The 24,966-nt window shown below is 64.9% G+C and carries 28 protein-coding genes and 1 tRNA gene; 9 read left to right on the forward strand and 20 right to left on the reverse strand.

Annotated features, from left to right (window positions below):
- Positions 1-318: cation transporter (locus C664_RS09735; RefSeq protein ID WP_004258639.1), on the reverse strand; the 318-nt coding region annotated here is incomplete at its 3' end.
- Between the two features lie 70 nt (positions 319-388).
- Here C664_RS09735 and C664_RS09740 point away from each other — a divergent pair.
- Positions 389-799 carry a MerR family transcriptional regulator gene (locus C664_RS09740; RefSeq protein WP_004258644.1) on the forward strand — a complete coding sequence of 137 codons (411 nt, stop codon included), beginning with the start codon at positions 389-391 and terminating at the stop codon, positions 797-799.
- A gap of 5 nt (positions 800-804) precedes the next feature.
- Here C664_RS09740 and C664_RS09745 read toward each other — a convergent pair whose 3' ends face one another.
- Together C664_RS09745 and hemN are read right to left on the reverse strand one after the other, a co-directional pair.
- Positions 805-1,515, reverse strand: coding sequence for a sulfite exporter TauE/SafE family protein (locus tag C664_RS09745; protein WP_004258649.1), 711 nt, complete (start codon positions 1,513-1,515; stop codon positions 805-807).
- A 57-nt stretch (positions 1,516-1,572) separates the two neighbouring features.
- Positions 1,573-2,964: an oxygen-independent coproporphyrinogen III oxidase gene (hemN, locus tag C664_RS09750; RefSeq protein ID WP_004258661.1), complete on the reverse strand. Its 1,392-nt coding sequence runs from the start codon at positions 2,962-2,964 to the stop codon at positions 1,573-1,575.
- A gap of 149 nt (positions 2,965-3,113) precedes the next feature.
- On the opposite strand from hemN, the gene fnr reads away from it, so the two are divergent.
- Positions 3,114-3,860: a fumarate/nitrate reduction transcriptional regulator Fnr gene (gene fnr, locus C664_RS09755; protein ID WP_038011455.1), complete on the forward strand. Its 747-nt coding sequence runs from the start codon at positions 3,114-3,116 to the stop codon at positions 3,858-3,860.
- A 14-nt stretch (positions 3,861-3,874) separates the two neighbouring features.
- Here fnr and C664_RS09760 read toward each other — a convergent pair whose 3' ends face one another.
- Positions 3,875-4,264, reverse strand: coding sequence for a SirB2 family protein (locus C664_RS09760; protein WP_004258681.1), 390 nt, complete (start codon positions 4,262-4,264; stop codon positions 3,875-3,877).
- Positions 4,265-4,368: 104 nt separating this feature from the next.
- Here C664_RS09760 and C664_RS09765 point away from each other — a divergent pair, with 104 nt between their 5' ends.
- Positions 4,369-5,049, forward strand: coding sequence for a Crp/Fnr family transcriptional regulator (locus C664_RS09765; protein ID WP_004258683.1), 681 nt, complete (start codon positions 4,369-4,371; stop codon positions 5,047-5,049).
- Positions 5,050-5,059: 10 nt separating this feature from the next.
- On the opposite strand, the gene C664_RS09770 is transcribed toward C664_RS09765, so the two are convergent.
- Positions 5,060-6,697 carry a PHA/PHB synthase family protein gene (locus C664_RS09770; protein ID WP_198291513.1) on the reverse strand — a complete coding sequence of 546 codons (1,638 nt, stop codon included), beginning with the start codon at positions 6,695-6,697 and terminating at the stop codon, positions 5,060-5,062.
- 156 nt (positions 6,698-6,853) lie between these two features.
- Positions 6,854-8,263 (reverse strand): MBL fold metallo-hydrolase RNA specificity domain-containing protein, encoded by a 1,410-nt coding sequence (locus C664_RS09775; protein ID WP_038011458.1) that lies wholly within the window; start codon positions 8,261-8,263, stop codon positions 6,854-6,856.
- A gap of 128 nt (positions 8,264-8,391) precedes the next feature.
- Here C664_RS09775 and C664_RS09780 point away from each other — a divergent pair, with 128 nt between their 5' ends.
- The gene (locus C664_RS09780) at positions 8,392-8,835 is read left to right on the forward strand and encodes a universal stress protein (RefSeq protein WP_004258689.1); all 444 of its coding nucleotides are present in this window, start codon (positions 8,392-8,394) and stop codon (positions 8,833-8,835) included.
- Positions 8,836-8,889: 54 nt separating this feature from the next.
- Here C664_RS09780 and C664_RS09785 read toward each other — a convergent pair whose 3' ends face one another.
- The 14 genes from C664_RS09785 to C664_RS09845 form a co-directional block, all read right to left on the reverse strand.
- Positions 8,890-9,126 carry a hypothetical protein gene (locus C664_RS09785; protein WP_004258693.1) on the reverse strand — a complete coding sequence of 79 codons (237 nt, stop codon included), beginning with the start codon at positions 9,124-9,126 and terminating at the stop codon, positions 8,890-8,892.
- A 38-nt stretch (positions 9,127-9,164) separates the two neighbouring features.
- The gene (locus C664_RS20320; RefSeq protein WP_004258696.1) at positions 9,165-9,311 is read right to left on the reverse strand and encodes a DUF3149 domain-containing protein; all 147 of its coding nucleotides are present in this window, start codon (positions 9,309-9,311) and stop codon (positions 9,165-9,167) included.
- A gap of 28 nt (positions 9,312-9,339) precedes the next feature.
- Positions 9,340-9,840: a FixH family protein gene (locus tag C664_RS09790; RefSeq protein ID WP_443080629.1), complete on the reverse strand. Its 501-nt coding sequence runs from the start codon at positions 9,838-9,840 to the stop codon at positions 9,340-9,342.
- Positions 9,841-9,853: 13 nt separating this feature from the next.
- Positions 9,854-11,284, reverse strand: a complete 1,431-nt coding sequence (ccoG, locus tag C664_RS09795) for a cytochrome c oxidase accessory protein CcoG (RefSeq protein ID WP_004258702.1) — start codon at positions 11,282-11,284, stop codon at positions 9,854-9,856.
- An 87-nt stretch (positions 11,285-11,371) separates the two neighbouring features.
- Complete coding sequence (gene ccoP / locus C664_RS09800) at positions 11,372-12,262, reverse strand: cytochrome-c oxidase, cbb3-type subunit III (RefSeq protein ID WP_004258705.1); 891 nt, start codon at positions 12,260-12,262, stop codon at positions 11,372-11,374.
- Positions 12,255-12,443, reverse strand: coding sequence for a CcoQ/FixQ family Cbb3-type cytochrome c oxidase assembly chaperone (locus C664_RS09805; RefSeq protein WP_004258709.1), 189 nt, complete (start codon positions 12,441-12,443; stop codon positions 12,255-12,257). Before C664_RS09805 ends, ccoP begins: the two co-directional genes overlap by 8 nt.
- Before the next feature lie 15 nt (positions 12,444-12,458).
- Positions 12,459-13,094: a cytochrome-c oxidase, cbb3-type subunit II gene (gene ccoO, locus C664_RS09810; RefSeq protein WP_004258712.1), complete on the reverse strand. Its 636-nt coding sequence runs from the start codon at positions 13,092-13,094 to the stop codon at positions 12,459-12,461.
- Between the two features lie 15 nt (positions 13,095-13,109).
- Positions 13,110-14,540: a cytochrome-c oxidase, cbb3-type subunit I gene (gene ccoN, locus C664_RS09815; RefSeq protein ID WP_004258716.1), complete on the reverse strand. Its 1,431-nt coding sequence runs from the start codon at positions 14,538-14,540 to the stop codon at positions 13,110-13,112.
- Positions 14,541-14,949: 409 nt separating this feature from the next.
- Positions 14,950-15,165, reverse strand: coding sequence for a cbb3-type cytochrome oxidase assembly protein CcoS (ccoS, locus tag C664_RS09820; protein WP_004258720.1), 216 nt, complete (start codon positions 15,163-15,165; stop codon positions 14,950-14,952).
- Between the two features lie 21 nt (positions 15,166-15,186).
- Entirely contained in the window at positions 15,187-17,676 is a 2,490-nt protein-coding gene (locus C664_RS09825; protein ID WP_038011462.1) for a heavy metal translocating P-type ATPase, read from the reverse strand.
- Between the two features lie 151 nt (positions 17,677-17,827).
- On the reverse strand, positions 17,828-18,595 hold the full coding sequence (locus C664_RS09830) for a 3-hydroxyacyl-CoA dehydrogenase (RefSeq protein ID WP_004258728.1): 768 nt from the start codon (positions 18,593-18,595) through the stop codon (positions 17,828-17,830).
- 107 nt (positions 18,596-18,702) lie between these two features.
- On the reverse strand, positions 18,703-19,956 hold the full coding sequence (locus C664_RS09835) for an MFS transporter (RefSeq protein WP_004258730.1): 1,254 nt from the start codon (positions 19,954-19,956) through the stop codon (positions 18,703-18,705).
- A complete protein-coding gene (locus tag C664_RS09840; protein WP_004258733.1) occupies positions 19,946-20,485 on the reverse strand; it encodes a glycine cleavage system protein R in 540 nt (179 codons plus the stop codon). Before C664_RS09840 ends, C664_RS09835 begins: the two co-directional genes overlap by 11 nt.
- 124 nt (positions 20,486-20,609) lie before the next feature.
- Positions 20,610-20,685 (reverse strand) — tRNA-Thr (locus tag C664_RS09845).
- 343 nt (positions 20,686-21,028) lie between these two features.
- Between C664_RS09845 and C664_RS09850 the strand changes: the two genes are divergently transcribed.
- The 5 genes from C664_RS09850 to C664_RS09870 all read left to right on the forward strand — a co-directional run bounded on the left by C664_RS09850 (position 21,029) and on the right by C664_RS09870 (position 24,953).
- Positions 21,029-21,811, forward strand: a complete 783-nt coding sequence (locus C664_RS09850; protein WP_004258737.1) for a sulfite exporter TauE/SafE family protein — start codon at positions 21,029-21,031, stop codon at positions 21,809-21,811.
- Between the two features lie 4 nt (positions 21,812-21,815).
- Complete coding sequence (locus C664_RS09855) at positions 21,816-22,766, forward strand: DMT family transporter (RefSeq protein WP_004258741.1); 951 nt, start codon at positions 21,816-21,818, stop codon at positions 22,764-22,766.
- Between the two features lie 109 nt (positions 22,767-22,875).
- Positions 22,876-23,817, forward strand: coding sequence for a hypothetical protein (locus C664_RS09860; protein WP_004258745.1), 942 nt, complete (start codon positions 22,876-22,878; stop codon positions 23,815-23,817).
- Between the two features lie 42 nt (positions 23,818-23,859).
- Positions 23,860-24,222: a CidA/LrgA family protein gene (locus C664_RS09865; protein WP_004258748.1), complete on the forward strand. Its 363-nt coding sequence runs from the start codon at positions 23,860-23,862 to the stop codon at positions 24,220-24,222.
- Positions 24,219-24,953, forward strand: a complete 735-nt coding sequence (locus tag C664_RS09870; RefSeq protein WP_004258750.1) for an LrgB family protein — start codon at positions 24,219-24,221, stop codon at positions 24,951-24,953. The genes C664_RS09865 and C664_RS09870 overlap by 4 nt, the downstream gene beginning before the upstream one ends.
- Positions 24,954-24,966 lie beyond the last annotated feature (13 nt).

Consider the following 24,966-nt stretch of genomic DNA (forward strand, 5'->3'; position numbering starts at 1 on the left):
AATTCCCCCCCGCCACTCGGCCCGGTGGCGGGCGCGCTCGGCCTCGCGCGCAAGCTGGCGCGCGTCGCTGGCCTGGAAACCCGCGCGTTCGACCGCGGCCGTGGCCTGCGCCAGCGTCAGCGCGCCGGGCGCGAAGCGCAGGGTGGCGCGCTCGGTGGCGAGATTGACGCTCGCCTGCACGCCCGGCAGACGGTTGAGCACCTTCTCCAGCCGCGTCGAGCAGGCAGCGCAGGTCATGCCGCCGATGGCCAGTTCGAGGGATTCGGTTGCCGCCGTGCGGGAAGCATCGGGCGGCGTGTTCAGCGTTGCGTGGGACATGGTTTCGGGTATTGCGCAAACGTTCGACAAACGGCAGTCTAAACCCCGTACCAAGGTACGGAGTCAACCGGTGGACACGCAAATCGAACGGACATTCACCATCGGCGCCCTGGCGCGCGAGGCCGAGGTCGGCATCGAGACCATCCGCTACTACCAGCGCCGCGGCTTGCTGCACGCGCCGGAACGGGGCCATGGCAGCTACCGGCGGTACGGCCTGGCCGAACTCGCGCGGCTGAAGGCGATCCGCCGCGCGCAGCAGCTTGGTTTCTCGCTGGAGGAGATCGATAGCCTGCTCGCCCTCAACGAAGACACGGACCGCGACCGCGCGCGCGAAACGGCGATGGCGAAGATCGAGCTGATCGACGCCCGCATTCGTCAGCTTCAGGACATGCGACGCGCGCTGGCCGAACTCGTGCGCTGCTGCCACGATACGCAGGCCGGTGCGCCCTGCCCCATCCTGCGTGCGCTGTCAGGCGGCTGAGCCACTCAGGTCACACAGACCACGCCACTCCACAGGTCGCCGCCCAGTGTGGGCGCGTGATACAGCCCGAACACGCCGAAGCCGAGCACCAGCAGGCCGGAGGCGAAGCGCACCTTCGGGTTGCGGGTGAAATCGCGGAAACGCTTGAACAGCATGCCCGCCAGCAGCAGGTTGGGCAGCGTGCCGAGGCCGAAGGCCAGCATCAGCCCGGCGCCGCGCGCACCGGAACCGGTGACGAGCGCCGTGGCGAGGATCGAATAGGTCAGGCCGCAGGGGATGAAGCCCCACAGCAACCCGAGCGGCAGCGCTTGCTTGGCCGAGCGCGCCGGCAGGAAGCGCCGCGTGGCCGGCTGGATGCGACGCCAGATCACGTGCCCCGCACGCTCGACCGGTGCCAGCAGGCGGGTGAAGCCGGTGAGGTAGAGGCCCAGCGCGATCAGCATCAGGTTGGCGAGCACGTAAAGCGTCATCTGCACCGGCAGCATGCCGTCGTACAGCATGCCCACCGAGCCGAGCGCGCCAACCAGGCCGCCGAGTGCGGTGTAGGTGGTGATGCGGCCGAGGTTGTAGGCCAGATGCAGCGGCCATTGCGGCTTGCTGCCGGGCGTCTGCACCTGCACGGTGAGCGCGCCGACAATGCCGCCGCACATCGACACGCAGTGCGTGCCACCAAGCAGGCCGATCAGGAAGACAGCGAAATAACCGGTTTCAGGCATGAGAAGAAAAGGCCCCGCTGCTGCAAAGCCTCATTCTACGCTGCGTTGCCGCAAGGTTCAGATCACGCGCGAGTAGCGCGCGCGCTCGCGGTCGGCCCGCAGATAGCGGTCGAACACCATCGCGATGCCGCGCACCAGCAAGCGCCCCCCGGGCTGCACGCTGATCCAGTCTCCGTCGATCTTGACCAGCCCCGCCTTCTCCATCTCCGCAAGTTCGGTCAGTTCCTCGGCGAAGTACTCCCGGAAGTTGATCAGGTGGGCGATCTCGATCGACTGCATCGACAGTTCGAAATGGCACATCAGCGCCTGGATGATCGCGCGCCGCAGCAAGTCGTCGGCGGTGAGCTCGATGCCACGCAGCACCGGCAGCTCATCGCGGTCGAGCGCGTCGTAGTACTCGTCCAGCGTCTTCACGTTCTGCGCATACACCGGGCCGATCTTGCCGATGGCCGACACGCCGAAGGCGAGCAGATCGCACTCGGCCTGTGTCGAGTAGCCCTGGAAGTTGCGATGCAGGCGCCCCTGGCGCTGCGCGACGGTGAGTTCGTCGTTGGGCTTGGCGAAATGGTCCATGCCGATATAGACATAGCCCGCCTCGGTCAGGCGGCGGATACCCAGTTGCAGCAACTGCAGCTTGGTGTCCGGCGTCGGCATGTCGCTCATGAAGATGCGACGCTGCGGCTTGAACAGGCCGGGCAGATGCGCATAGCTGTAAAGCGAGATGCGATCGGGCGAGATCTCGAGCACCTGTTCGAGCGTACGGTTGAAGCTGATGACGTTCTGTTTCGGCAGGCCATAGATCAGGTCCATGCTGACCGACTTGAAGCCAGTGGCGCGCGCTGCATCGATGACGAGCTTGGTCTCGTCGAAGCTCTGGATGCGGTTGACGGCCTGCTGCACGTCTTCGGCGAAGTCCTGCACGCCGACGCTCATGCGGTTGAAACCAAGCTCGGCCAGCAACTTGACGGTGTCGAAATCGACCTTGCGCGGATCGACCTCGATCGAATATTCGCCGTTGGGCACCAAGGTGAAGTGCTCGCGGACCGAGGCCATCAGTTGCCGCATTTCGTCATGCGAGAGGAAGGTCGGCGTGCCGCCCCCCAGGTGCAACTGCGTCACCTGGCGGCTGCCCTGCAGGCAGGCCGCTTGCATCGCGATCTCTTTAGCCAGGTATTTCAGGTACTTGGCTGAACGCCCATGATCCTTGGTTATGATCTTGTTGCAGGCGCAGTAATAACAGATCGTGTTACAAAATGGGATATGGAAGTATAATGAGAGCGGTTTGCTGACGCCGCCAATGGCCCGATTTGCAAGCCAGTGCTTGAGCGCGTCGGCATTGAAAGCCTCGACAAAGCGATCCGCGGTCGGGTAAGAGGTATACCGCGGCCCGTTGATGTCGAATCGACGGATCAGCTGCGGATCGAAGATGAGTTCGTTCTGTTCGGTCATGATCTTGCTGCTACTGTGTGTGCCTAACAATGGCAGACCAGCGCAAATTTTTGGTTGACGTGGATCAACGGCCATGGTGATGCCAGCCGGGGACACTGTTAAACCGCGTTTTGGACTCTGTGAGTCGGGATGACGGGATTATCGTGCAGATGAGGGCAAGCGTGGCAATTACCGTGAGCGGGCTCAAGACCGCCTGTTCGCAGTGTAATCTTGTGGAACTGTGCCTGCCCTTCGGCATGCCCGACAGCGAACTGAGCCGCCTGGATGAACTGGTGGGTGCGCGACGCAAGGTGAAGCGCCAGCAGAACCTCTACCGCGCGGGAGACACCTTCGAGGCGATCTACGCGATCCGTGCGGGCTCGTTCAAGACCGACGTGCTGCTCGAAGATGGTCGCGACCAGGTGACCGGCTTCCAGATGACCGGGGAGATCCTCGGTCTGGACGGCATCAGCACCGAGACGCACAGTTGCAACGCCGTCGCGCTGGAAGACAGCGAGGTGTGCGTGATCCCCTACGCCAAGCTCGAACAGCTGTCCCACGAGGTCGAAGGCCTGCAGCATCAGTTCCACAAGGTCATGAGCCGTGAGATCGTGCGCGACCACGGCGTGATGATGCTGCTCGGCTCGATGCGCGCCGAGGAGCGCCTGGCGGCCTTCCTGCTCAACATGTCGCAGCGCTTCACCGCACGCGGTTTTTCGGCGGCCGAGTTCCACCTGCGCATGACGCGCGAGGAAATCGGCTCCTATCTCGGGCTCAAGCTCGAGACCGTGTCACGCGCCTTCTCGCGCTTCCAGGAAGAAGGCCTGATCGCCGTGCAGCAGAAGCACATCCGCCTGCTGGATACCGCCGGCCTGCGCAAGCTCATCCAGCACCAGACGGCCGGCAGCGGGCGCTGAGGCGCGCCCGGCGATCAGGCGGCAACCGCCAGGTAACCTGCGACATTCTTGGTCAGTGCCACCGAGGCGATCCACGCATACACCAGCAATGCGGCGGCGAAGGCGCCGAGCCGGATCCCCTTCGTCCTGCCGCGCTTCAGCGCAACCGTGCCGAGCAGGATGTAGGCAATCAGGCCGAACACCTTTGCCGTCACCCACCCTGCGTCGAAGGGATACTGCTGGATCATGACCGCCAGCGCTATCGCACTCAGCAACAGGGCGCTGTCGATGACGTGAGGCAGCACCCGTACCGGCAGGGCGTTCAGGCGCGGGCTGCCCGTCATCATCCAGAAGCCGCGCAGCAGGAACCCGATGGCGCTGAGCACCACGCAGGTGACATGAAGGTGCTTGATTGCGAAATACATGCGTACTCCCACCCGGACCGGCATTGCGCGTGCCGCGCTGCACCCCGGGGTCGATTAGAATTGCCGTCAATAATGAGATCGCTTCCACCCAGGAACGCACGGACATGACCCACGCCGCCCTCGACCTCCCTGCGCTGCTCAAGCGCATCCCGCTGTTCAGCGAACTCTCGGACACCGATCTCGAGCTTGTCGCGCGCTACACGCGTGACCGCCACATCGGGCGTGGCGAGGTGCTGTTCCAGCGCGGCGACCAGCCGCATGGCTTTTACTTCGTCGTCTCGGGTCAGGTCAAGCTCGCCTTTTCGTCGCCACAGGGGACCGAGAAGGTCGTGGAGATCATCGGCCCGATGCAGAGCTTCGGAGAGGCCGTGATGTTCATGAACAAGCCCTATCCGGTGTTCGCCGAAGCGCTGACCGAAACACTGCTGATCCACGTCGGCCAGGCCGTGGTCACCGAGCTGATCGACCAGGACTCCACCTTCGCGCACAAGCTCCTCGCCGGCATGGCCATCCGCCTGCACGGGCTGATCCAGGACGTGGAGACCTATTCGCTGCGCTCGAGCATCCAGCGTGTGATCGGCTACCTGCTGCAGGTCGCCGACAGCGACACGCCGTGCGAGATCGCGCTGCCGACCAGCAAGCAGGTCATCGCTTCACGCCTGAACCTGACGCCCGAAACCCTGTCGCGCATCTTTCACGACCTCAGCGAATCGGGCCTGATCAGCGTTCAGGGCAAACGCATCACCTTGCACGACCCGACCCGCCTCGCCCGCTACCAGGCCTGAGGACTGCCCGCTACTTCTCGAGCACGTAGCTGCCCGGTGCCGCGCACAGCGCCGGGAAGCGCTTGCTGGCGGCCGGACGCGCCTCCACCTCGTCCCCCGCGCGCGGCTTGAGCCAGCGCATCCAGTCCTCCCACCAGCTGCCGGCATGCTCTTCCGCGCGCCTGCGCCACGAGTCTGTCGTGTCCGAGCGCTGGGCGTCGGCCGCCCAATAGCGCCGCTTCGGCGGATGCACGACGGGGTTGACGATGCCGAGGATGTGCCCCGAGCTCGACAGCACGAAGCGCTTGTTGCCGACGACGTGGTTGTTGACCGCGAAGGTCTGGCGCCACGGCGCGATGTGATCGTCCTCCGCGGACACCGCGTAGAGCGGCTGCCGGATCACCGACAGGTCGAGCGTCTCGCCGGCCACCTGCAGCGCATTGGTCTGGATGAGGCGATTGTGCAGGTAGAGCTCGCGCAGGTACCACGCGTGCATCGCGTACGGCATGCGCGTGGTGTCCATGTTCCAATACAGCACGTCGAACGGAGGCGGCGAATCACCGTACAGCCAGCCCTGCACGACGTAGTGCCAGATCAGGCTGTTCGAGCGCAGCAGCCGGAACGATGCCGCCATCTCCGCACCATCCAGGTAACCCTTGCGTGCCATCCGATCGCACAGATAGTCGATACTGCTCTCGTCGATGAAGACCTCGATGTCGCCGGGCTTGTGGAAATCCACCAGCGTCGTGAACAGGGTCCAGTCGGCGACTGGCATGGCGTCCGGGGCATAGTGGCGGTTCGCCCAGGCCATGTACATCGCGAGCGCCGTGCCGCCGATGCAGTAACCGACCGCATGCACGCGCTCCACGCCGGCAAACTCACGCGCCACGCGCACGATCGTGTCGACGCCGTCCAGCAGGTAGTCGTCGAAACCGACGTCCCGCATCGACGCATCCGGGTTCTTCCAGCTCGTGATGAAGACGTCCAGGCCCTGGTCGAGCAGGAAGCGGATCATGCTCTTCTTCGGCACGAGGTCAAGCACGTAGAACTTGTTGATCCACGGCGTGACGATGACGACAGGTTCGGCATGCACGCGCGGCTGGGTCGGCGCGTAGTGGATGACTTCGAGCAGCCGGTTGCGGAACACGACCGCGCCCGGCGTGGTGGCGAGATTCTCGCCGACCTTGAAGTCCTCGGGGTCGGTCATGCGGACGTTGCCGGCCTGGAGATCGTCGAGGAAATTGCGGAAGCCCCGCACGAGACTGTCGCCCCGTGTCTCGATGGCCTTGCGCATCGCCACCGGGTTGGTGAGCAGGTAGTTGGTGGGCGCCACCGCATTGAGCCACTTTCGCCACCAGAAGGCAGCCCGGCGCCGCTCCTTGCTGGAAAGCGCGGGCGTGTCGTACAGCATGTCCTGCGTGTGATGCGTGAACGCGAGGTACCACTCCTTGATCAAGTCCCAGGTCGGCGATTCGGTCCATACCGGATCGGCGAAGCGCGCATCGTCCGCATTCGGCGCGATGGGATCCTGGCTGGGTACGCCCAGCATCCGGTCAAGGGTATGCCACTGCAGGCGCCACAGATCGTTCGACAGGCGTACCGCGCGCTCGGCGAGCTCCTGCGGATGCGCCAGCCAGGCCAGCTGGGCATGCACGATCGGGGCGGACATACCGAGTGGGTCGATTGCGTCGGCAACGCTCTCGCGCAGCCGATGGAAGTTGCGCACCATTTCCGGGCCATTGGGCGCTCCAGCCCGACTCTGGCTTCGTCGGCCGCTGTCGGACGGTGGATGACTGTTATCGCTGGTCACGTCGTTCTCCTCGCATCAGGGGATCGGATAGTTTACGCCCGGCTCGGGCACCACCGGCGCCGGCCAGCCGAGCCTCGCATGTATCGCATCGGCAAGCGCCATCGCACCCAGTGGCTCGCCATGCACGACGAAGGTCCGTTGCGGCGGCTGCTTGATATGTGCAAGCCAGTCGAGCAGCGCTGGCTGGTCGGCATGCGCGGACAGCCCGCCAATGGTATGGATCCGAGCCCGCACCGGCACCCGTTCACCGAACAGGCTGACCTGTCTTGCGCCATCCACCAGCCGGCGCCCCAGCGTACCAGCCGCCTGAAAACCGGCAATGACGATCGAGCACTCGCTGCGCCCGAGGTTGTAGCGCAGATGATGACGAACCCGCCCCGCATCGCACATGCCGCTCGCGGAAATGATCACAAGGCCGCCCTTGACGCTGTTGAGGGCCATGGACTCCTCGACATCCTGAACGAAACGGACATCGAATCGAGCACCATTTTCCTGCGACCACGCGAAGAGCTGACGCGTGTCCTCGTCCCACAGTTCGCGGTGACGGACAGTCAGTGCCGTCACTGCCGAAGCCATCGGCGAGTCGACGACGACCTTCAGTGGCCCGATGCGTCCGGCGCGAACCAGGTCGGCCAGCACGAACAGGATCTCCTGCGTACGACCGACCGCGAACGCGGGAATGATGACGTTGCCTCCGCGCCCCACCAGCGTCTGCTTGATGGCATCCGCCAGTTCGTCAAGCGTGGCGTTGAAGGATCGGTGGGCACGATTGCCGTAGGTGGACTCCACGCACAGCACGTCGGCGCGTTCGACGCGCACCGGGTCACGCAGCACCGGGCGCATCGGCTGCCCGAGGTCACCCGACACGACGAGCCGGCGCAGGCCGCTGCCCTCGCCCACATCGATCTCGATGATCGCCGAACCCAGGATGTGACCGGCCTCGCGGAAGCGGAAACTCACTCCTGCGCCGGGGTGGCAGTCCGTTTCGTAGGGCACGGCCTTCAGCCGGCCCAGGCTGGCGCGAGCCTGCTCGACCGTGTAGAGCGGCGTCATCTCGACGCGATGACGCGCCTGCCGGTTACGCGCATGGCGCAAGGCCCATTCGGCCTCCTTCTCCTGAATGTGCGCGGCGTCCATCAGCATGATCTCGAGCAGGTCCACGGTCGCCGGGGTCGCATAGACCGGCCCCTTGTAGCCGAGCGCGACGAGTCTGGGAATGAGGCCGCTATGATCGAGATGGGCATGCGTCAGCAGCACGAAATCGATGCGTTTCAGATCGAAGTCGAGCGCCTGCCGGTTCTTCACCTCGGCCTGCCGTCCCCCCTGGAACAATCCGCAGTCCACCAGAAAGGTTCCGTGCGCATGATCAACACGGAGGCAGGACCCTGTCACTTCGCCCGCCGCACCGAAAAAACTGAGTTTCACCGTGTTCTCCTCCCTATTTCGAACAATGCGCCTTGCAAGCAGGCACACGTTTGACCGTCATCAAGCCAGATGAGGACCGTCAGGTCGCTATAATCAATCCCGTAACAACCGACAGGAGAACTTCCGCCATGTTCAAACACATTCTCGTTCCGACCGACGGCTCCAGCCTATCGGAAGGCACGGTGTCCCGCGCCGTCACCTTCGCACGCGAAGCCGGAGCGCGCATTACCTTCTTCTATGCCCAGCCCGATTTCCCGATGCCGATCTACGGCGAGGGCGCCCTGATCGACCCCACCACCCCCGAACAGTTCGCCAAGTCGGCCGCTGCCGAAGCGCAGGGAATCCTCGCCAAGGCCAAGGCGGTCGCAGATGCGGAGGGCGTCTCGGCAGCAACCGATACCGTCGTGAATGAAGTCCCTTACGAAGCGATCATCGACGCCGCGGACCGCCACGGCTGCGACCTCATCTTCATGGCTTCGCACGGCCGTCGCGGCATCGCCGGACTGCTGCTCGGCAGCGAAACGCAGAAGGTGCTGACCCACAGCAAGACCCCTGTGCTGGTCTATCGCTGAACTGGCACCATGAAAGCAAAACGGCCCGCAAGGGCCGTTTTGCTTTGGTACTCATCAACGCCGCCGATTGAGCTCGGCGGAACCGCGCTGAAGAAAGATCGTACTCAGGCTCGAAGCCGCACACACCAGCCAGAACCCGAGAAAACCGATCGAATAGGTTGCCAGCGGCCCGAAATGCACCGGCTGACCGAACAAGTAAAGCTCCTGCGGGTCGATCACGGTGAAGAAGACCGCCTCTGCCACCATGGCCACCAGGAAGGACGGCCACAGCACCTGTATCCATTTGAGCATCGCGCTTCTCCTAAACCGTGAACCTCAAGACAGGACGCTTACCGCCCCAGCTTCGCCTTCTGCTCGTCCTCCGCGATGTTCCGCTTGGCGAATCGCACGAGATAGACAGCCATCACGAGGATGAAGCCGATCGTGAACAAGCTGAGCAGACCGATATCGCTACTGATCAGAAGATCCCAGGCCATGGTACACCTCCACGTTTAAACAGACAGGTTAGGAACTTGATGGGTCAATCCGGATTTCCGTCTCTGTCGGGAGGTATGCGGCCCCGTTCATTCTCCAGCTGCGGGACTCGTCTTCTAATTGGAACAGCCAGCGACCGGTACTCAGCGGCGCGAGCCTGCCTTCGTACACGCCGCCTGCGCCGGTCATGATGATCTCCTGATCCTGGCCATCACGCGTCGGGTGGATGACGGTCAGGATCGCACGCGCGGGCAGGTCGTCCGCGTGCAGGGCGCTGAGTTCGATTCGCACCGAGTCGCTACGAAGCTTGAGGTCCGCCACAAGCCCCAGCGCGCTGGCCCGCTCGACGCGGTCCAGCGTTTGCACGATCGCGCGCCCTTCCTTGTAATAGTCGTCGACCACCATGCCGTCGAAGGTACGCGCCGCGATGACAAGCGTAATGATCCCGGCGACCACTGCCGTTGCCGGCAGCGCGATCAGGAACCAGGGCCAGCCTTGTCGATACCAGGGCGTGGGTTTCTTTTCAGTCAATGTCGTACTCACGTCAGCGCGGCAACAAGAAAGTGGTTTCCTCACGCACGGACAGGGACGAATCGTCCTCGGCCGTGACCTGGAAGTGGATCGGGTTGGAGCCCGGCTTGCCCGCATCGTACGGCACGAGCACCTGCAGGGTAACGGCCTGCGTGGACGCCGGCGCGACCTCCACACGCTGCTCGCCTCCGATCTTCACGCCCGGCAGGCCGGACACCTCGAAGCGGAATGCGCGCGGCGCCTCGGTCATGTTCATGACCTGCAGGCGATACACGTTCTCAATCTGGCCGTCCTCGACCTCGCGCGCCAGCGATGCACGATCGCGGATCACATCGACGCGCAGCGGGTCACGGGTCGCCAGCCCCCAGACGAAGGCCAGGCTGATCGCCACCAGAATCGTGCCGTAGATCAGGGTGCGCGGACGCAGCACGTGAGCGAGGATCTCCTTGCTGCCCCAATGCTTCTTGAGCGCGTTCTCGGTCGTGTAACGGATAAGCCCGCGTGGGTAGTTCATCTTGTCCATCACCTGGTCGCAGGCGTCGATGCACGCGGCACAGCCGATGCATTCGTACTGCAAGCCCTTGCGGATGTCGATGCCTGTGGGACAAACCTGCACGCAGATGCCGCAGTCGATGCAGTCACCCTTGCTCACCGTGCGCGGATCGATGCCCTTCTTGCGCGTGCCGCGCGGCTCGCCGCGCTCCTCGTCATAAGTGATGACCAGCGTATCTGGGTCGAACATCACCGCCTGGAAGCGGGCGTAGGGGCACATGTACTTGCACACCTGCTCACGCATGACGCCAGCGAACAGGAAGGTAAAGGCCCCGTAGAACAGGATCCAGAACAGCTCCCACGGTCCGAAGCCGAAGGTGGTGACAGACCGCAGCAGTTCGTCGAGCGGCGAGAAGTAGGCGACGAACGTGAAGCCGGTCCACAAGGCCACCAGTGCCCAGACCACGAACTTGGTGCCTCGGCGCAGCAGCTTCTCGCCATTCATCGGCGCCTGGTCGAGCTTCTGGCGCTTGATGTGGTCGCCTTCGATCTTCTGCTCGATCCACATGAAGATCTCGGTATACACCGTCTGCGGACAGGCGTAGCCACACCATAGACGACCGGCGATCGCGGTGAAGAAGAACAGCGCGTAGGCCGAGATGATCAGCAGGATGGCGAGGAAAAACACATCCTGCGGCCAGAAGACCCAGCCGAAGATGTAGAACTTGCGCTCGGTGAGATGCAGCAGGAAGGCCTGACGGTCGTTCCAGGACAGCCAGGGCAAGCCGTAGAAGATGATCTGGGTGATCCAAACCAGCGCCCACCGCCAGTTGGCGAACACGCCAGTGACGGCACGTACGTAGAGTTTCTTGCGCGACTCGTAAAGCGTGTCGGCAGATTCGGGGGAAGTCGGTTTAGCCGCTTGCTGCGGCTGTGGGGTCGAGCTGTTCATGGTCGTTCACCGATGATTTATTGTTTTTATTCTTACTGAAAACTCCGGGGGGACCCCCTCCCCCCGGGTCGGAACTGCAGTACTACATTACTTCTTGTGCATGCTCAGCACGTAGGCAGCCAGCAGATGCACCTTGTCCTCGCCGAGGAACTCGCCGAAGGCCGGCATTTGGTTGTTGCGACCATTGGTCACCGTCTCGATGATCACGGCCTCGGACGAGCCATACAGCCACGACTTGTTCGTCAGGTTCGGCGCGCCCAGCATCGGGTTGCCCTTGCCGTCCGCACCGTGGCAGGCCACACAGTTGGTCGCGAACAGATCGGCACCGCGCTGCGCGCGCAGCGAGTCATGTGCCAGACCCGACAGCGAACGCACGTAGTTGGCGACGTCCTTCACGCCTTCCGCACCCAGGGCCGGTCCGAACGGCGGCATCACGCCCATGCGGCCACCCATGATGGTGGTCTTGATGGTCTCGGGCTCACCGCCCCACAGCCACTCATCGTCGGTCAGGTTCGGGAAGCTCTTCGCGCCCTGAGCAGCCGAACCGTGGCACTGCGCGCAGTAGGTCAGGAACATGCGCTGCCCCATCGCGTTCGCTTCGGGGTCGGCGGCAACCGCCATCAGGTCCATGCTCTTGTACTTGGCGAAGATCGGGCCGTACTTCTCGTCGGCGGCCTTCATCTCGGCTTCGTACTGGCTCCACTGCCCGCGGTGCTCGTTCTTGTTACCGAAGCCGGGGTAGATGGCCAGGTACACGATCCCGAAGACGATGGTGATCCAGAACAGATACATCCACCAGCGCGGCAGCGGGTTGTTGTACTCGGCGAGCGTCTCGTCCCACACGTGGCCGTGCAGCTCGACCGGCCCCTTCTCGCGCTTGGTCATGTTCGACACCAGCACGAACACACAGAACAGGATGGAGAGGGCCACGAGGACCATCACATACATGTTCCAGAAACCGCTGATAAAGTCAGCCATTTGCTTTTCCCTCTTTGTCTTGCCAGCCGCCGGCGGCTGGCACGTCGTCATCGGTCAGGGGCAGACGCGCCGCCTCATCGAAACCCGCCTTGGCGTGCTTGCTGTATGCCCAGTAGCAGATGCCCAGGAAGCACAGCAGGCCAAGTACGGTGATCAGACTTCTGAAATCGTTGATATCCACGGCGCGTCCCCTTCCTTACCTCACGTTCTGCAGAGCCTTGCCCAACCCTTGCAGGTAGGCAACGACAGCGTCGAGTTCGGTCTTGCCTTCCAGCGCGGCAGGCGCGGCGGCAATCTCCTCGTCGCTGTACTTGTGCAGGCCGACCTTGTTCAGCGCGCGCATCTTGTCCTGGATGTCGTCGGCCTTGACCGGACGATCGAGCCAGGGGAACGCGGGCATGTTCGACTCGGGAACGACGTCACGCGGGTTCAGCAGGTGAACACGTTGCCACTCGTCCGAGTAGCGACCGCCGACGCGGGCTAGGTCGGGACCGGTACGCTTCGAACCCCACTGGAACGGGTGGTCGTAGATCGACTCGCCCGCCACCGAGTAGTGGCCATAACGCTCGGTCTCGGCACGGAACGGACGGATCATCTGCGAGTGGCAGTTGTAGCAGCCTTCGCGGATGTAGATGTCGCGACCGACCAGGCGAACGGGGTCATAGGGCTTGACGTCCAATTGCTTGCCGCCCGGACCGATGGGCGAGGTCGTCGAGTGCTGGAAGAACAGCGGCACGATTTCCACGAGGCCGCCCACGCTGACGGTGAGCAGCGTGAGGACGATCATGAGGAATACGTTGCGTTCAACTTTTTCGTGTTTCGATTGAGCCATGTTCTTGGTCTCCGATCAGGCGTGGGCGGCTGCGGGGGCAAGCACCGGAGCGTCGTAGGCCTTTTGGCCGGCGATGGTCTTCACCATGTTGTAGAACATGAGCACCATGCCGAAGAGGAACAGCGCGCCGCCGATGAAGCGGATAGTCCAGAACGGATAGCTGGCCTTCACACTCTCGACGAAGGAGTAGGTCAGCGTGCCGTCCGGGTTGGTCGCGCGCCACATCAGACCCTGCATCACGCCGGCAATCCACATCGAGGCGATGTAGAGCACGACACCGATGGTGGCGATCCAGAAGTGGGCGTTGATCAGCTTGACGCTGTACATCTCGGTCTTGCCATACAGACGCGGCAGCAGGAAGTAGATCGCGCCGATCGAGATCATCGCCACCCAGCCCAGCGCACCGGAGTGCACGTGGCCGACGGTCCAGTCGGTGTAGTGCGACAGCGCATTCACGGTCTTCACCGACATCATCGGACCTTCGAAGGTCGACATGCCGTAGAAGGACAGCGAGGTGATCAGGAACTTCAGGATCGGGTCGGTACGCAGCTTATGCCAGGCGCCCGACAGGGTCATGATGCCGTTGATCATGCCACCCCAGGACGGCGCCAGCAGGATCAGCGAGAACACCATGCCGACGGACTGGGTCCAGTCAGGCAGCGCGGTGTAATGCAGGTGGTGCGGACCCGCCCACATGTACGTGAAGATCAGCGCCCAGAAGTGGACGACGGACAGGCGATACGAATACACCGGACGGTCGGCCTGCTTCGGGACGAAGTAGTACATCATGCCGAGGAAGCCTGCGGTCAGGAAGAAGCCCACCGCGTTGTGGCCGTACCACCACTGCACCATCGCGTCCTGCACGCCCGCATAGGCGGAGTAGGACTTCATGCTGGTCAGCGACACCGGGATCGCGGCGCTGTTGACGATGTGCAGCAGCGCGACGGTCAGGATGAAGGCGCCGAAGAACCAGTTGGCGACGTAGATGTGCGAGATCTTGCGCTTGGCGATGGTGCCAAAGAACACGATCGCGTAGGACACCCACACGATGGCGATCAGGATGTCGATCGGCCACTCGAGTTCGGCGTACTCCTTGGAGGTCGTGTAGCCGAGCGGCAGGGTGATCGCAGCCAGCACGATGACGAGCTGCCAGCCCCAGAAGGTGAAGGCCGCCAGACCGGGCGCAAACAGACGGGTATGACAGGTCCGCTGCACCACGTAGTAGGACGTGGCGAACAGCGCGCAACCGCCAAACGCGAAGATCACCGCGTTGGTGTGAAGCGGACGGAGCCTGCCGAAATGCAGGAATTCGTGAACGTTCAGTTCAGGCCACACGAGCTGTGCTGCGGCGATGACACCGACCAGCATGCCCACGATGCCCCATACCACCGTCATGATGGCGAACTGGCGCACGACTTTATAGTTATAAGTCGCTTGCGATTGCATGTGAGTCACCTCTTAGTTGAAAACCCCTTTTTGAGCAACGCCACCCGACCGCGAACGGACTCCCCGGCGACGTCGGCACGAAGAATACGCGGAGGCCGGAACCTCAATTTGATACAGATCAACATTGTATTGCAGTGCGGCACCCGGCGGAAGCAATCGAACTCCGGGCACGATCATCGCGTGTGGCACACCGCTCGAATCAATGCTCTCCCACCACGATCTGCTGCACGTCGCAAGCGCAAAAAAAAGGGTGCGAATGAACGCACCCCCAACCCCAACAGAGAGACATAAAACCCAGCGGTACGAACACCCCCGTTTCGGGACGCTCAATACCAATGGCGCCAGTATGCCTATTCTTCACTGCGCAGAGTTGACCTAGGTCAACCGATTCGCGCAACCTGGGGCGCGGTCAGTCCCGCCTCTGTGGGTCGGCACCTCGTCCCGCCTGTGGCGTCGATGCCTCATCCGGAGCCGGCCGCCCCTCGTCGCGGTCATCCATCAACATCCTGTAGGCAGGCCCTTCCATGTCGTCGTACTGCCCGTTTCGCAGCGACCACCAGAACAGGACGCCGATGATGAACACCAGCACGATCGAGATGGGAATGAGGATGTAGAGGCTTTCCATGTCGTTTCCGCGATCCGGGACTCACTCGCCACGCGGCACGCGTTGCAGGCGCATCGCATTGAGCACCACCAGCAGCGAACTGGCCGCCATGCCGATGCCGGCCATCCAGGGCGTGACCAGGCCTGCCATCGCAAGCGGCACCGAAGTGAAGTTGTAGGTGAAGGACCACCACAGGTTCTGGCGGATGATGCGCAGCGTCTTGCGTGAAAGCTCGATTGCGCGGCCGAGGCTGGCGAGGTTCTCGCTGAGCAGCACAATGTCGGCCTGGTTCCGCGCGAGATCCGTACCGCCACCCATCGCGACCGACACGTGCGCCTGCGCGAGCACCGGCGCGTCGTTCACGCCATCGCCGACCATCGCCACGACCGTCCCGGCGTCCTTCTGCCGCTCGGCGATCCACGCCTGCTTGCCCTGCGGCGTCATGCCGCCATGCGCATCGCCAACGCCGAGCGAAGCTGCGACCGAGGCGACGACGGCGGGCGAGTCACCGGACAGCACCGACACCGCCGTACCCTCACGGGCAAGACGCTGCGCGAGCACCGGCGCCTCGTCGCGCAAGGTATCGGCCAGGCGGAAGGCGCCAAGCCAGCCGCCCTCCGCCGCCAGCGCCACGACCGTGCCGCCAGTGGCGGAAAAGGCGTCGAGACCCTGCGGCATTGAAAGTCCGGCCGACTCCGCCACATACAAGGGGCGGCCGATCCAGACCCGCCTGCCGTCGATCAGCCCCTGCATACCCTGCCCCGTTTCTGCCCGGAGCCCGGCAACCTCGGGCAAGGCGAATCCGGCCGCGGCCTCGCGCAAGCCCGCAGCAACCGGATGCTCGGACCCCTGTTCTATCGCTGCCGCGACCGCGATCAGTTCATCGGCGCCACGCTCACCGAGCGGCAGAACCTCCTCGAGCCGCATCCGGCCATGGGTCAGGGTGCCCGTCTTGTCGAACACGAAATGATTGGCATGGGCCAGGGTTTCGATCGCGTGGCCGCGGGTGACCAGCACACCCATGCGCGCCATCGCGTCGGTACCCACTGTCAGCGCGGTCGGCGTGGCCAGCGACAGCGCACAGGGACAGGCGACCACCAGCACCGACACGAACACCCACAACGCCCGCTCGCTGTCGATGAAGTACCAGGCGACGCCCGTGATGGACGCAAGGACCAGCAGCGTGACGATGAACCAGGCTGCGACCCTGTCCGACTGCGTCGCGACACGAGGCTTCTCGGTCGCAGCGCGCTCCATCAGGCGACGAATCGCGGCGAGGCGCGTGGCGTCGCCCACGTGCTCCACCCGGAACAGCAGCGGGGACGACACGTTGATGCTGCCACCGGTCAGGCTGTCCCCCGCGCGCTTGGCGATGGGCACGCTCTCGCCAGTCAGCAGCGCCTCATTGACCTCGCCAACGCCATCCACGACCACGCCATCGGCCGGAATCACCTCACCCGGCCGCACCCGCAGGATGTCCCCAGGCTCGAGTTGCGCCGTCGGCACGCGGTCACCCGTCGTCTGAGCGGGCCAGCCAGCGAGGCGCTCGGCGAAGGATGGCAGCACCTTGCCCAGTTCTTCGACGCCGCGCACCGCCTTCTGGCGCGCGATCATCTCGAGATAGCGGCCGCCGAGCAGGAAGAAGACGAACATCGTGACCGAGTCGAAATACACCTCGGGCCCATCGGTCAGTGTCGCCCACAGGCTGGCAAGAAATGCGCTGCCCACCCCGACCGCGACCGGCACGTCCATGCCGAGCCGGCGCAGGCGAACATCGCGCCAGGCCCGCTGAAAGAAGGGCGCGGCCGAGTACAGCACCACCGGCAGGGTCAGCAGCAGGCTGGCCCAGCGCAGCAACTGCTCGATGTCCCAGGTCATGTCGCCATCCCTCGCCACGTAGACGGGGAAGGCGTACATCATGACCTGCATCATGCCGAAGCCGGCGACAAAGACCCGCCACAGCATCGAGCGACGTTCGCGGTCGGCGATCTGTTCGGAGCGCTCGGCGTCGTACGGATAGGCGCGGTAACCGATCGCCTGGATGGCACCGAGGATGTCCGACAGCTTGATCTTGCGCTCGTCCCAGCGCACGCGGGCACGGCGCGTCGCATAGTTGATCTCGACCGCGGAGACGCCGTCCTGACGGGCAACGTGCTTCTCGTTGAGCCACACGCAGGCCGCACAGGTGATGCCTTCGAGGATCAGCGAGGCCTCGCGCTCGTGCTCGCCTACCGGGCGTACGAAGCTCTTCTGGAAATCGGGATGATCGAAGAGCCCCAGTTCCTGCAGCTCGACCGGCATGGCTTCGCGTCGCGTCTCGGGCATTGCGTCGCGGTGGCGGTAATAATCCACCAGGCCGTTATCAACGATGGACTGGGCGACCGCCTCGCAGCCGACGCAGCACATCCTTCGCTCACGTCCATCCACGCGAACGTAGTGGCGCGTCTCGGGCGGAATCGGCAGACCGCAGTGATAACAATCGGTGTCGACCACGTCTTGGGTCGGGGCAGCGCTCAGGTCGGCAGCAGTCATCGGCAGCAATGCAAAGCCGCCCCGCAAGGACAGTCCTTGCGGGGCGGTCGAATCGGGAGAGCCGTTTTTAGCACATTTCCCCGGCCCCGGCCATTGCGCCGCAACATGCTGCGGCATGCTGACGCAACGCCGGACAGGGGGAATGCGGCGGTTACTTCGCCGCCATGCGGATCGCGCCGTCGAGGCGGATCACCTCGCCGTTCAGGTAGGCATTCTCGATGATGTGGCGCACCAGTCCGGCGAATTCGGCGGGCTTGCCGAGACGGGACGGGAACGGAACCATCTTGCCCAGCGAGTCCTGCACTTCCTGCGGCATGCCCATCAGCATCGGCGTTTCCATGATGCCCGGGGCGATCGTCATCACCCGGATGCCGAAGCGCGACAGTTCGCGTGCCACCGGCAGGGTCAGACCAACCACGCCCGCCTTCGAAGAGGCGTAGGCTGCCTGCCCGATCTGGCCGTCGAACGCCGCAACCGACGCGGTGCTGACGATCACGCCACGCTCGCCGCCCTCATTGGGCGCGGCCTTGCTCATCACGTCGGCTGCAAGGCGGATCATGTTGAAGGTGCCGATCAGGTTGATCGACACCGTGCGTGCGAACGACTCGAGCCGATGCGGCGCTTCACGCCCCACCACCTTCTCTGCAGGCGCCACGCCCGCGCAGCTGACGAGACCATTCAGTCCGCCGAAGCCGGACACGGCGCGATCGATGGCCGCCTTTGCGCTTGCCTCATCGGTCACATCCGTCATCACGAAAGCCGCTGCGGCACCAAGCTCGGCCGCCACTGCCTCGCCCGCCTCACGATTGACGTCGGCCAGCACCACACGACCACCGGCTTCGACCAGCATGCGCGCCGTTGCCGCCCCCAGGCCCGAACCACCGCCGGTTACCACGAATACGCCGTTCTCGATCTGCATCGCGAAACTCCTAGTCCTGTCGATTGATTGAAACTCGGCCGCGAAAATAGTTCACGTTAACGTTAACGTCAATAGATGTATGCGCACCGATCACACGGGCGAACCGCCTAAGGGAGCCTGCGCACCACCTCGTCCCGCAGCCGGCCGCGAATGCGCAGCGCCCAAAGCGCGAAGACCGCCAGCACGACACCTTCGAGCAGCATCGCCCGCTGCACGCCAATCTGCGCCGCCAGCAGACCGGCCAAAAGGCCGCCGATCGCATCGAAGCCGAAGCGCGTCGAACTGAAGAAGGACACGACACGCCCGCGCAGGCGGTCCGGTGCCAGCGTCTGCAGCAACATGTTGGTGGCAACGTTGCCGATCGAGATGCCCATTCCCACCATCCCCATCGCCAGCAGCGACAGTGGCAGATAGCGGTTGTAGGAGAACACCAGCAGGCCCAGTGCACCGATCGCCGCTCCGCTGATGACCACGGCGACCAGGCCGGGCAGGTTCTTGCGCGTGGCGAGGAACACGGTCGCGAGGAAGGCGCCCCCGCCCGCCGCGCCCCACAGCATGCCGAGCATGCTCGCATCGCCGCCGAAGACATCCTTCGCAAACACCGGCAGCAGCACCGCGTAGCTCGACGCCGTGAGGTTGGCGGTCGCCAGAATGAGGATCAGCGTCCGGACCGGATACTCCGTCCACACGTAACCAAGCCCTTCGCGAAACACCGACGCGGTGCTGCCGGTGGCGCGGGGTGACGCTGCCACCCGGATCCGCCACACGCCAAACGCCAGCGCCGAGAACGACAGCGCGTTGAGCACGAAGCAGAAGGCCTCGGACGTCAGCCCGAGCAGCAGCCCCGCGAGCGGGGGGCCGAAGAAGCGCCCGGCGTTGAACGCCATGGCATTGAGTGCCAGCGCGTTCGGCAGATCGGCACGGTCGTCGACAAAGCTGTTGATCTGCGACTGACGCAGCGGCGCGTCGAAGGCGTTGAGCACGCCGAGCAGTACCGACATGGCCACCAGCAGCGCGGGACCGACCAGATCCAGCATTGTCAGCGCCGCCAGCGTGAAGGCCTGCAGCGCGAGCAGCCCCTGCACGATGATGAGGAGCCGGCGCTTGTCGTGGCGGTCGATCCATGCGCCGGCGAGCGGCCCCACCACCAGCATCGGCACCAGCGCCGCAAACGTGGTGACGCCGAGCAGGGCAACCGAACCCGTCAGGCGATACACCAGCCACGACATCGCCACCTGCTGGATCCAGGTGCCGAGGATCGACACTACCTGGCCGGTGAAGTAATAACGGAAGTTGCGATGCCCCAGCGCCCGGATCGGGTCGGGCAGGCGCCGTCGCGGCGCCCCCTGTTCAACCTGCACTCGCGCTGCCGCCCTCGTCGTGGAGATCGAGATCGACCATCAGCTCGTTGGCCAGCGCCTCGAGATCGCCGCGCACCGAATCCAGCGCTACACCATGCGGAAATTCGAGTTCGGCCAGCGCGCGGAACAGCGGCTCACCCGACATCGACGCGCTCTCGCACGAGGTCTCGAGCGCATCGATGCTGACGCCGTGTCGCGCCAGCACGATCGAGATGTCGCGCACGATGCCCGGACGATCGTGACCGACGAGTTCGAGTCGGGCACGACGAAAGGCGACCGCCGGACGGCTGCTCCCCTGCTCGATTGCAACACGCAGGCCTTCGGTCTCCAGGCTGCGCAGCAAGCTCTCCAGTTCAGCCGCTCGCCCGGCATCCACCTCGAGGCGCACGACCCCGGCGAACTTGCCGGCGAGTTGCGCCAGACGGCTTTCCATCCAGTTCGCGCCCGCGGCGCTCGCCCGCGCCGCCACGGCACTCACGAGACCCGGCCGGTCGGGCCCGATCAAGGTCAGGACCACGGAAGTCTTCATGTTCTCTCCTCGCCAGAAGCCAGATGGAAATGGAAGCCTATGGTACGCCTGCGGAGGATCACCACGCATGCAGCCCGTAAAGCAAAAAGGCCAGCCCCTGAGGACTGACCTTTCTGTTTGAAGCTGGTGCCGGCAAGAGGAGTCGAACCCCCGACCTTCGCATTACGAATGCGCTGCTCTACCAACTGAGCTATGCCGGCTGAGGGCGCGCACTATAACCCATCGCCGCTGGGTGTTCAACCATTGCCGACGCCATTTCCGCGCGCGCAGGCGCCCGTGCGATCCGCCGTTGCCGGCACCTCGACTCGCGGGTGCCCCCAACCCGCACACGCCGGCCCCCAATCACAAAAAAAACTTTTCCATCCATATTCATTTTCTGGGAATGCTGCACTACACTTCGCACCAATTCGGGGCGGAGGAGACAGGCTCCAATCAGAACGCGACGCCGGGGGACCACCCCCGGCAGCCGCGCCACAACGCGGTACCGATGCGCGCCATCGGCCACCCCCGAACTTCCCAGCTCGCTTCCCTCGTTCGCCCCTCATGGCAGGCCTCGATCTATTTTCCATCGCCCTCATCGGCGTCGCTGCATTTGCGGCCGGCGCGGTCAATTCGGTGGCGGGTGGTGGCACCTTCTTCTCCTTCCCTGCCCTGCTCGCGGTCGGTGTACCGCCGGTCGTCGCCAATGCCAGCAACTCGGTCGCCTTGTGGCCGGGAAGCCTTGCCGGCGCATGGGCGTTCCGCCGCGAACTCAAGCGCTTCTCGAAAAGCCTGCCGATGCTGTCGATCGTCGCCTTCATCGGCGGCATTGCCGGCGGCCTGCTGCTGCTGGCAACCTCGAACGCCGCGTTCTCGAAGCTGATCCCCTGGCTGCTGCTCGTCGCCACCGTGCTGTTCGCCTTCAGCGCCCAGATCTCCGCGCTGGTGAAGCGCTGGAAGCCCACCCCCTCGGGTGCGGACGAACGCCACATCGGCCCGGGCGGTTTCGTGTTCCAGCTCGTGGTCTCGATCTACGGCGGCTTCTTCGGCGCCGGCATGGGCATCCTGATGATCGCCGCGCTCGCGATCCAGGGTTTCAAGGACGTACACGAGATCAACGCGCTGAAGAACTGGCTGTCGGCCGTCATCTACAGCGTCGCGGTCGCCACCTTCGTGATCGCCAACGCGGTGTCGTGGCCGCACACCCTGGTGATGATCGTGACCGCGACCATCGGCGGCTACTGGGGCGCAGCCGTGGCGCGCAAGGTGCCGGCGATCTGGCTGCGCCGCTTCATCATCGGCGTCGGCGGCGTGCTGACGATCTACTACTTCGGCAAGACGCTCTGAGGCCATGCTGGCCGGTCTCGTCGCGGCGCTCGGCGCCGGCCTGCTGTGGGGACTGGTCTTCCTCACCCCACTGGTGCTCGGCGACTACCCTGGCTTCATGCTGGCGGTGGGCCGCTACCTTGCGTTCGGCCTGCTCGCGCTCGGCCTTGCCTGGTTCGACCGCCGCGCGCTGGCGCAACTCGACCGCGCCGACTGGATCGAGGCCGCCAAGCTCGCCCTGATCGGCAACCTGCTCTACTACGCCACGCTGGCCAGCGCGATCCAGCTCGCCGGTGCCCCGCTGCCGACCCTGATCATCGGCACCCTGCCGGTGGTGATCGCCGTCTGCGCCAACCTCATCGACCGTCGCAACGGCGGCGAGGACGCGGTGCGCTGGTCGCGCCTGGCCCTGCCGCTGGTGCTGATCCTGGCCGGCCTGCTGGTCGTGCATGGCGACAGCGGCAACCAGCCCGGCGCCGCACAGCCCGGCGACCAGGCATGGGGGCTGGCGTTCGCCGTACTCGCGCTCGCCTGCTGGACCTGGTACCCCATTCGCAACAGCCGCTGGCTGCGTGCGCGCGGCCCCGGCCTGTCGCGCGCGTGGGCCACGGCGCAGGGCCTGGCCACCCTGCCGGTCGCCGTGCTCGCGGGCATCGCTTACGCTGCCTGGGACGCGATCACGCCCGGTAGCGCCTTCGCCTGGCCGCTCGGCCCGCAGCCACTGCTGTTCGTCGGCATGTGCGTGCTGCTCGGCCTCGCGGCGTCCTGGCTGGGCACCCTGCTGTGGAACACGGCCAGCCACCTGTTGCCCGCCGCGCTGGTCGGCCAGTTGATCGTGTTCGAGACGCTGGCTGCCCTGCTCTACGCCTTCATCTGGTATCAGCGCTGGCCGACGCCAGCCGAAGCCGCGGGTATCGTGCTGCTGGTGGCCGGGGTCAGCTTCGGCGTGCGCGTGTTCCGCGGCAACGAAGGCTGAGCCCGAAGCGCGGACCGCCTCGACCCGCCACGTCGACCATGACGCACGCAGCCCGTATCATCGAACGCCCGATACTGCAGCGCAGCACGACGCACACCACCCCCGCACCATGGACCTCCTGACCCAGATCATTCTCCAGGCCGGCCGCTCGGCCGTCGAGTTGTCGCTATTCGTGCTGCTGCCGATCATGGTGGTCATGCTGTCGCTGATGCGCATGCTCGAGGCGCGCGGCGTGCTCGACTGGGTCGTTGCCCGCCTCGCCCCGCTGCTGCGCCCGGCAGGCCTGACCGGACTGGGCGTCTTTGCCGCGCTGCAGATTAACTTCGTCAGCTTCGCCGCGCCAATGGCGACGCTGACGATGATGGAGAGCCGCGGCGCCTCCGACCGTCACCTCGCGGCCACGCTGGCAATGGTGATGGCGATGGCGCAGGCCAACGTCACCTTTCCGATGGCGGCAATGGGCCTGTCCTTCGGCCCGGTGCTGCTGCTGTCACTGGTCGGCGGCATCGCTGCGGCGGCGGTGACCTACCACGGTTTCGGTCGCCACCTGTCGGCCGCCGAGGCCCGGCTCGACGAAACCCTGCACCACCGCGTCGCCGAAGATGCCAAGGGCGTGCTCGACGTGATCAACCGTGCGGGCGCAGAGGCTTTCAAGATTTCCGTCGGCGCGATCCCGATGCTGGTGCTCGCGCTGGTGGCGGTGATGGCGCTGCGCGCGACCGGCAGCATCGACGCCCTGACCGGCGCGCTGACGCCGCTGCTGAATTTCCTCGGCATCGATCCCGCACTGATCCTGCTGACCCTGACCAAGTGCATCGCGGGCGGCACCGCGATGATGGGGGTGATGGACGAGATGCTGAAATCCGGCGTCACCAGCGTGAGCACGCTCAACGCCAGCGCCGGCTTCCTGATCCACCCGCTGGATGTCGCGGGTGTGGCCGTGCTGATTTCCGCCGGGCCGCGGGTGGCGACGGTGTGGAAACCCGCCGCACTGGGTGCGATCGTCGGCATCGCGCTGCGCACTGCCGGCCATGTGCTGCTGCCGGCCTGAGCCCTGTTAAGCTGCGCCCCTCCTCGTTACCTCGCTGATGCCATGATCGCTGCCCTGACCCTGCTGCTCGTGTTCCAGCTCGCTGGCGAAGTCATCGCACGCGGGCTTGGCCTGCCGGTGCCCGGCCCGGTGATCGGCATGGCGCTGCTGTTCCTCGCCCTGCTGCTGCGCGGCGGGCCGAGCGACAACCTGCGCCAGACCGCCGGCAACCTGCTGCAGCACCTGTCCTTGCTGTTCATTCCTGCCGGCACCGGCATCGTGCTTTACGGCGAACTGATCGCGGCCGAATGGCTGCCACTGGCTGCCGCGCTCGTAGGCAGCACCTTCCTCGCCATCGTCGTCACCGCGCTGGTGCTCAATGCACTGGTCAAACGACGCAGGCCCCGCGAAGAGGCCCGGTCATGACCCCGCGCCTGACGGAGCTCTGGGTCTACCTGTCGACCTCGCCACTGCTTGGCCTGACGCTGACGCTGGTGGCCTACCAGGCGGCGTTCTGGCTGTACAAGCGCGCCGGCTTCCATCCGCTCGCCAACCCGGTGATGCTGGCCATTGCCATGGTGGCAACCGTGCTCGCGCTGGGCGACATGGACTATCGCACCTACTTCGATGGTGCGCAGTTCGTGCATTTCCTGCTCGGCCCGGCAACGGTGGCTCTGGCGATCCCGCTCTATGCGCAGTGGCCCAAGCTCAAGGCGATGGCGGGCCCGCTGATGATCGCCCTGCTTGTGGGCTCGCTGACCGCGGCGCTGTCGGCCTATGGCATCGGCGCGCTGCTTGGCGCCAGCCATCCGTCGCTGATGTCGCTCGCGCCCAAGAGCGTCACCATGCCGATCGCAATGGCCGTGGCCGAACCGCTCGGCGGCCTGCCGGCGCTGGCCGCCGCCCTGGTGATGCTGACCGGCGTGCTCGGCGCCATCGGTGCGCCCTACCTGTACCGCTGGCTGCGCATCGGCGACCATGCCATCCGCGGCTTCGCCATCGGCCTGGCCTCCCACGGCATCGGCACGGCGCGCGCCTTCCAGGTCAGCGAGCAGGCCGGGGCCTTTGCGGCCCTGGCGATGGGGCTGAACGGACTGCTCACCGCGCTGTCCCTGCCATGGATCATGCCTTGGCTCGAGCGCCTGTTCGGCCACTGAGCGCCCGCTCGGC

The organism is Thauera sp. 63 (genome assembly GCF_000310165.2).
In the GTDB taxonomy this organism is placed as follows: domain Bacteria; phylum Pseudomonadota; class Gammaproteobacteria; order Burkholderiales; family Rhodocyclaceae; genus Thauera; species Thauera humireducens.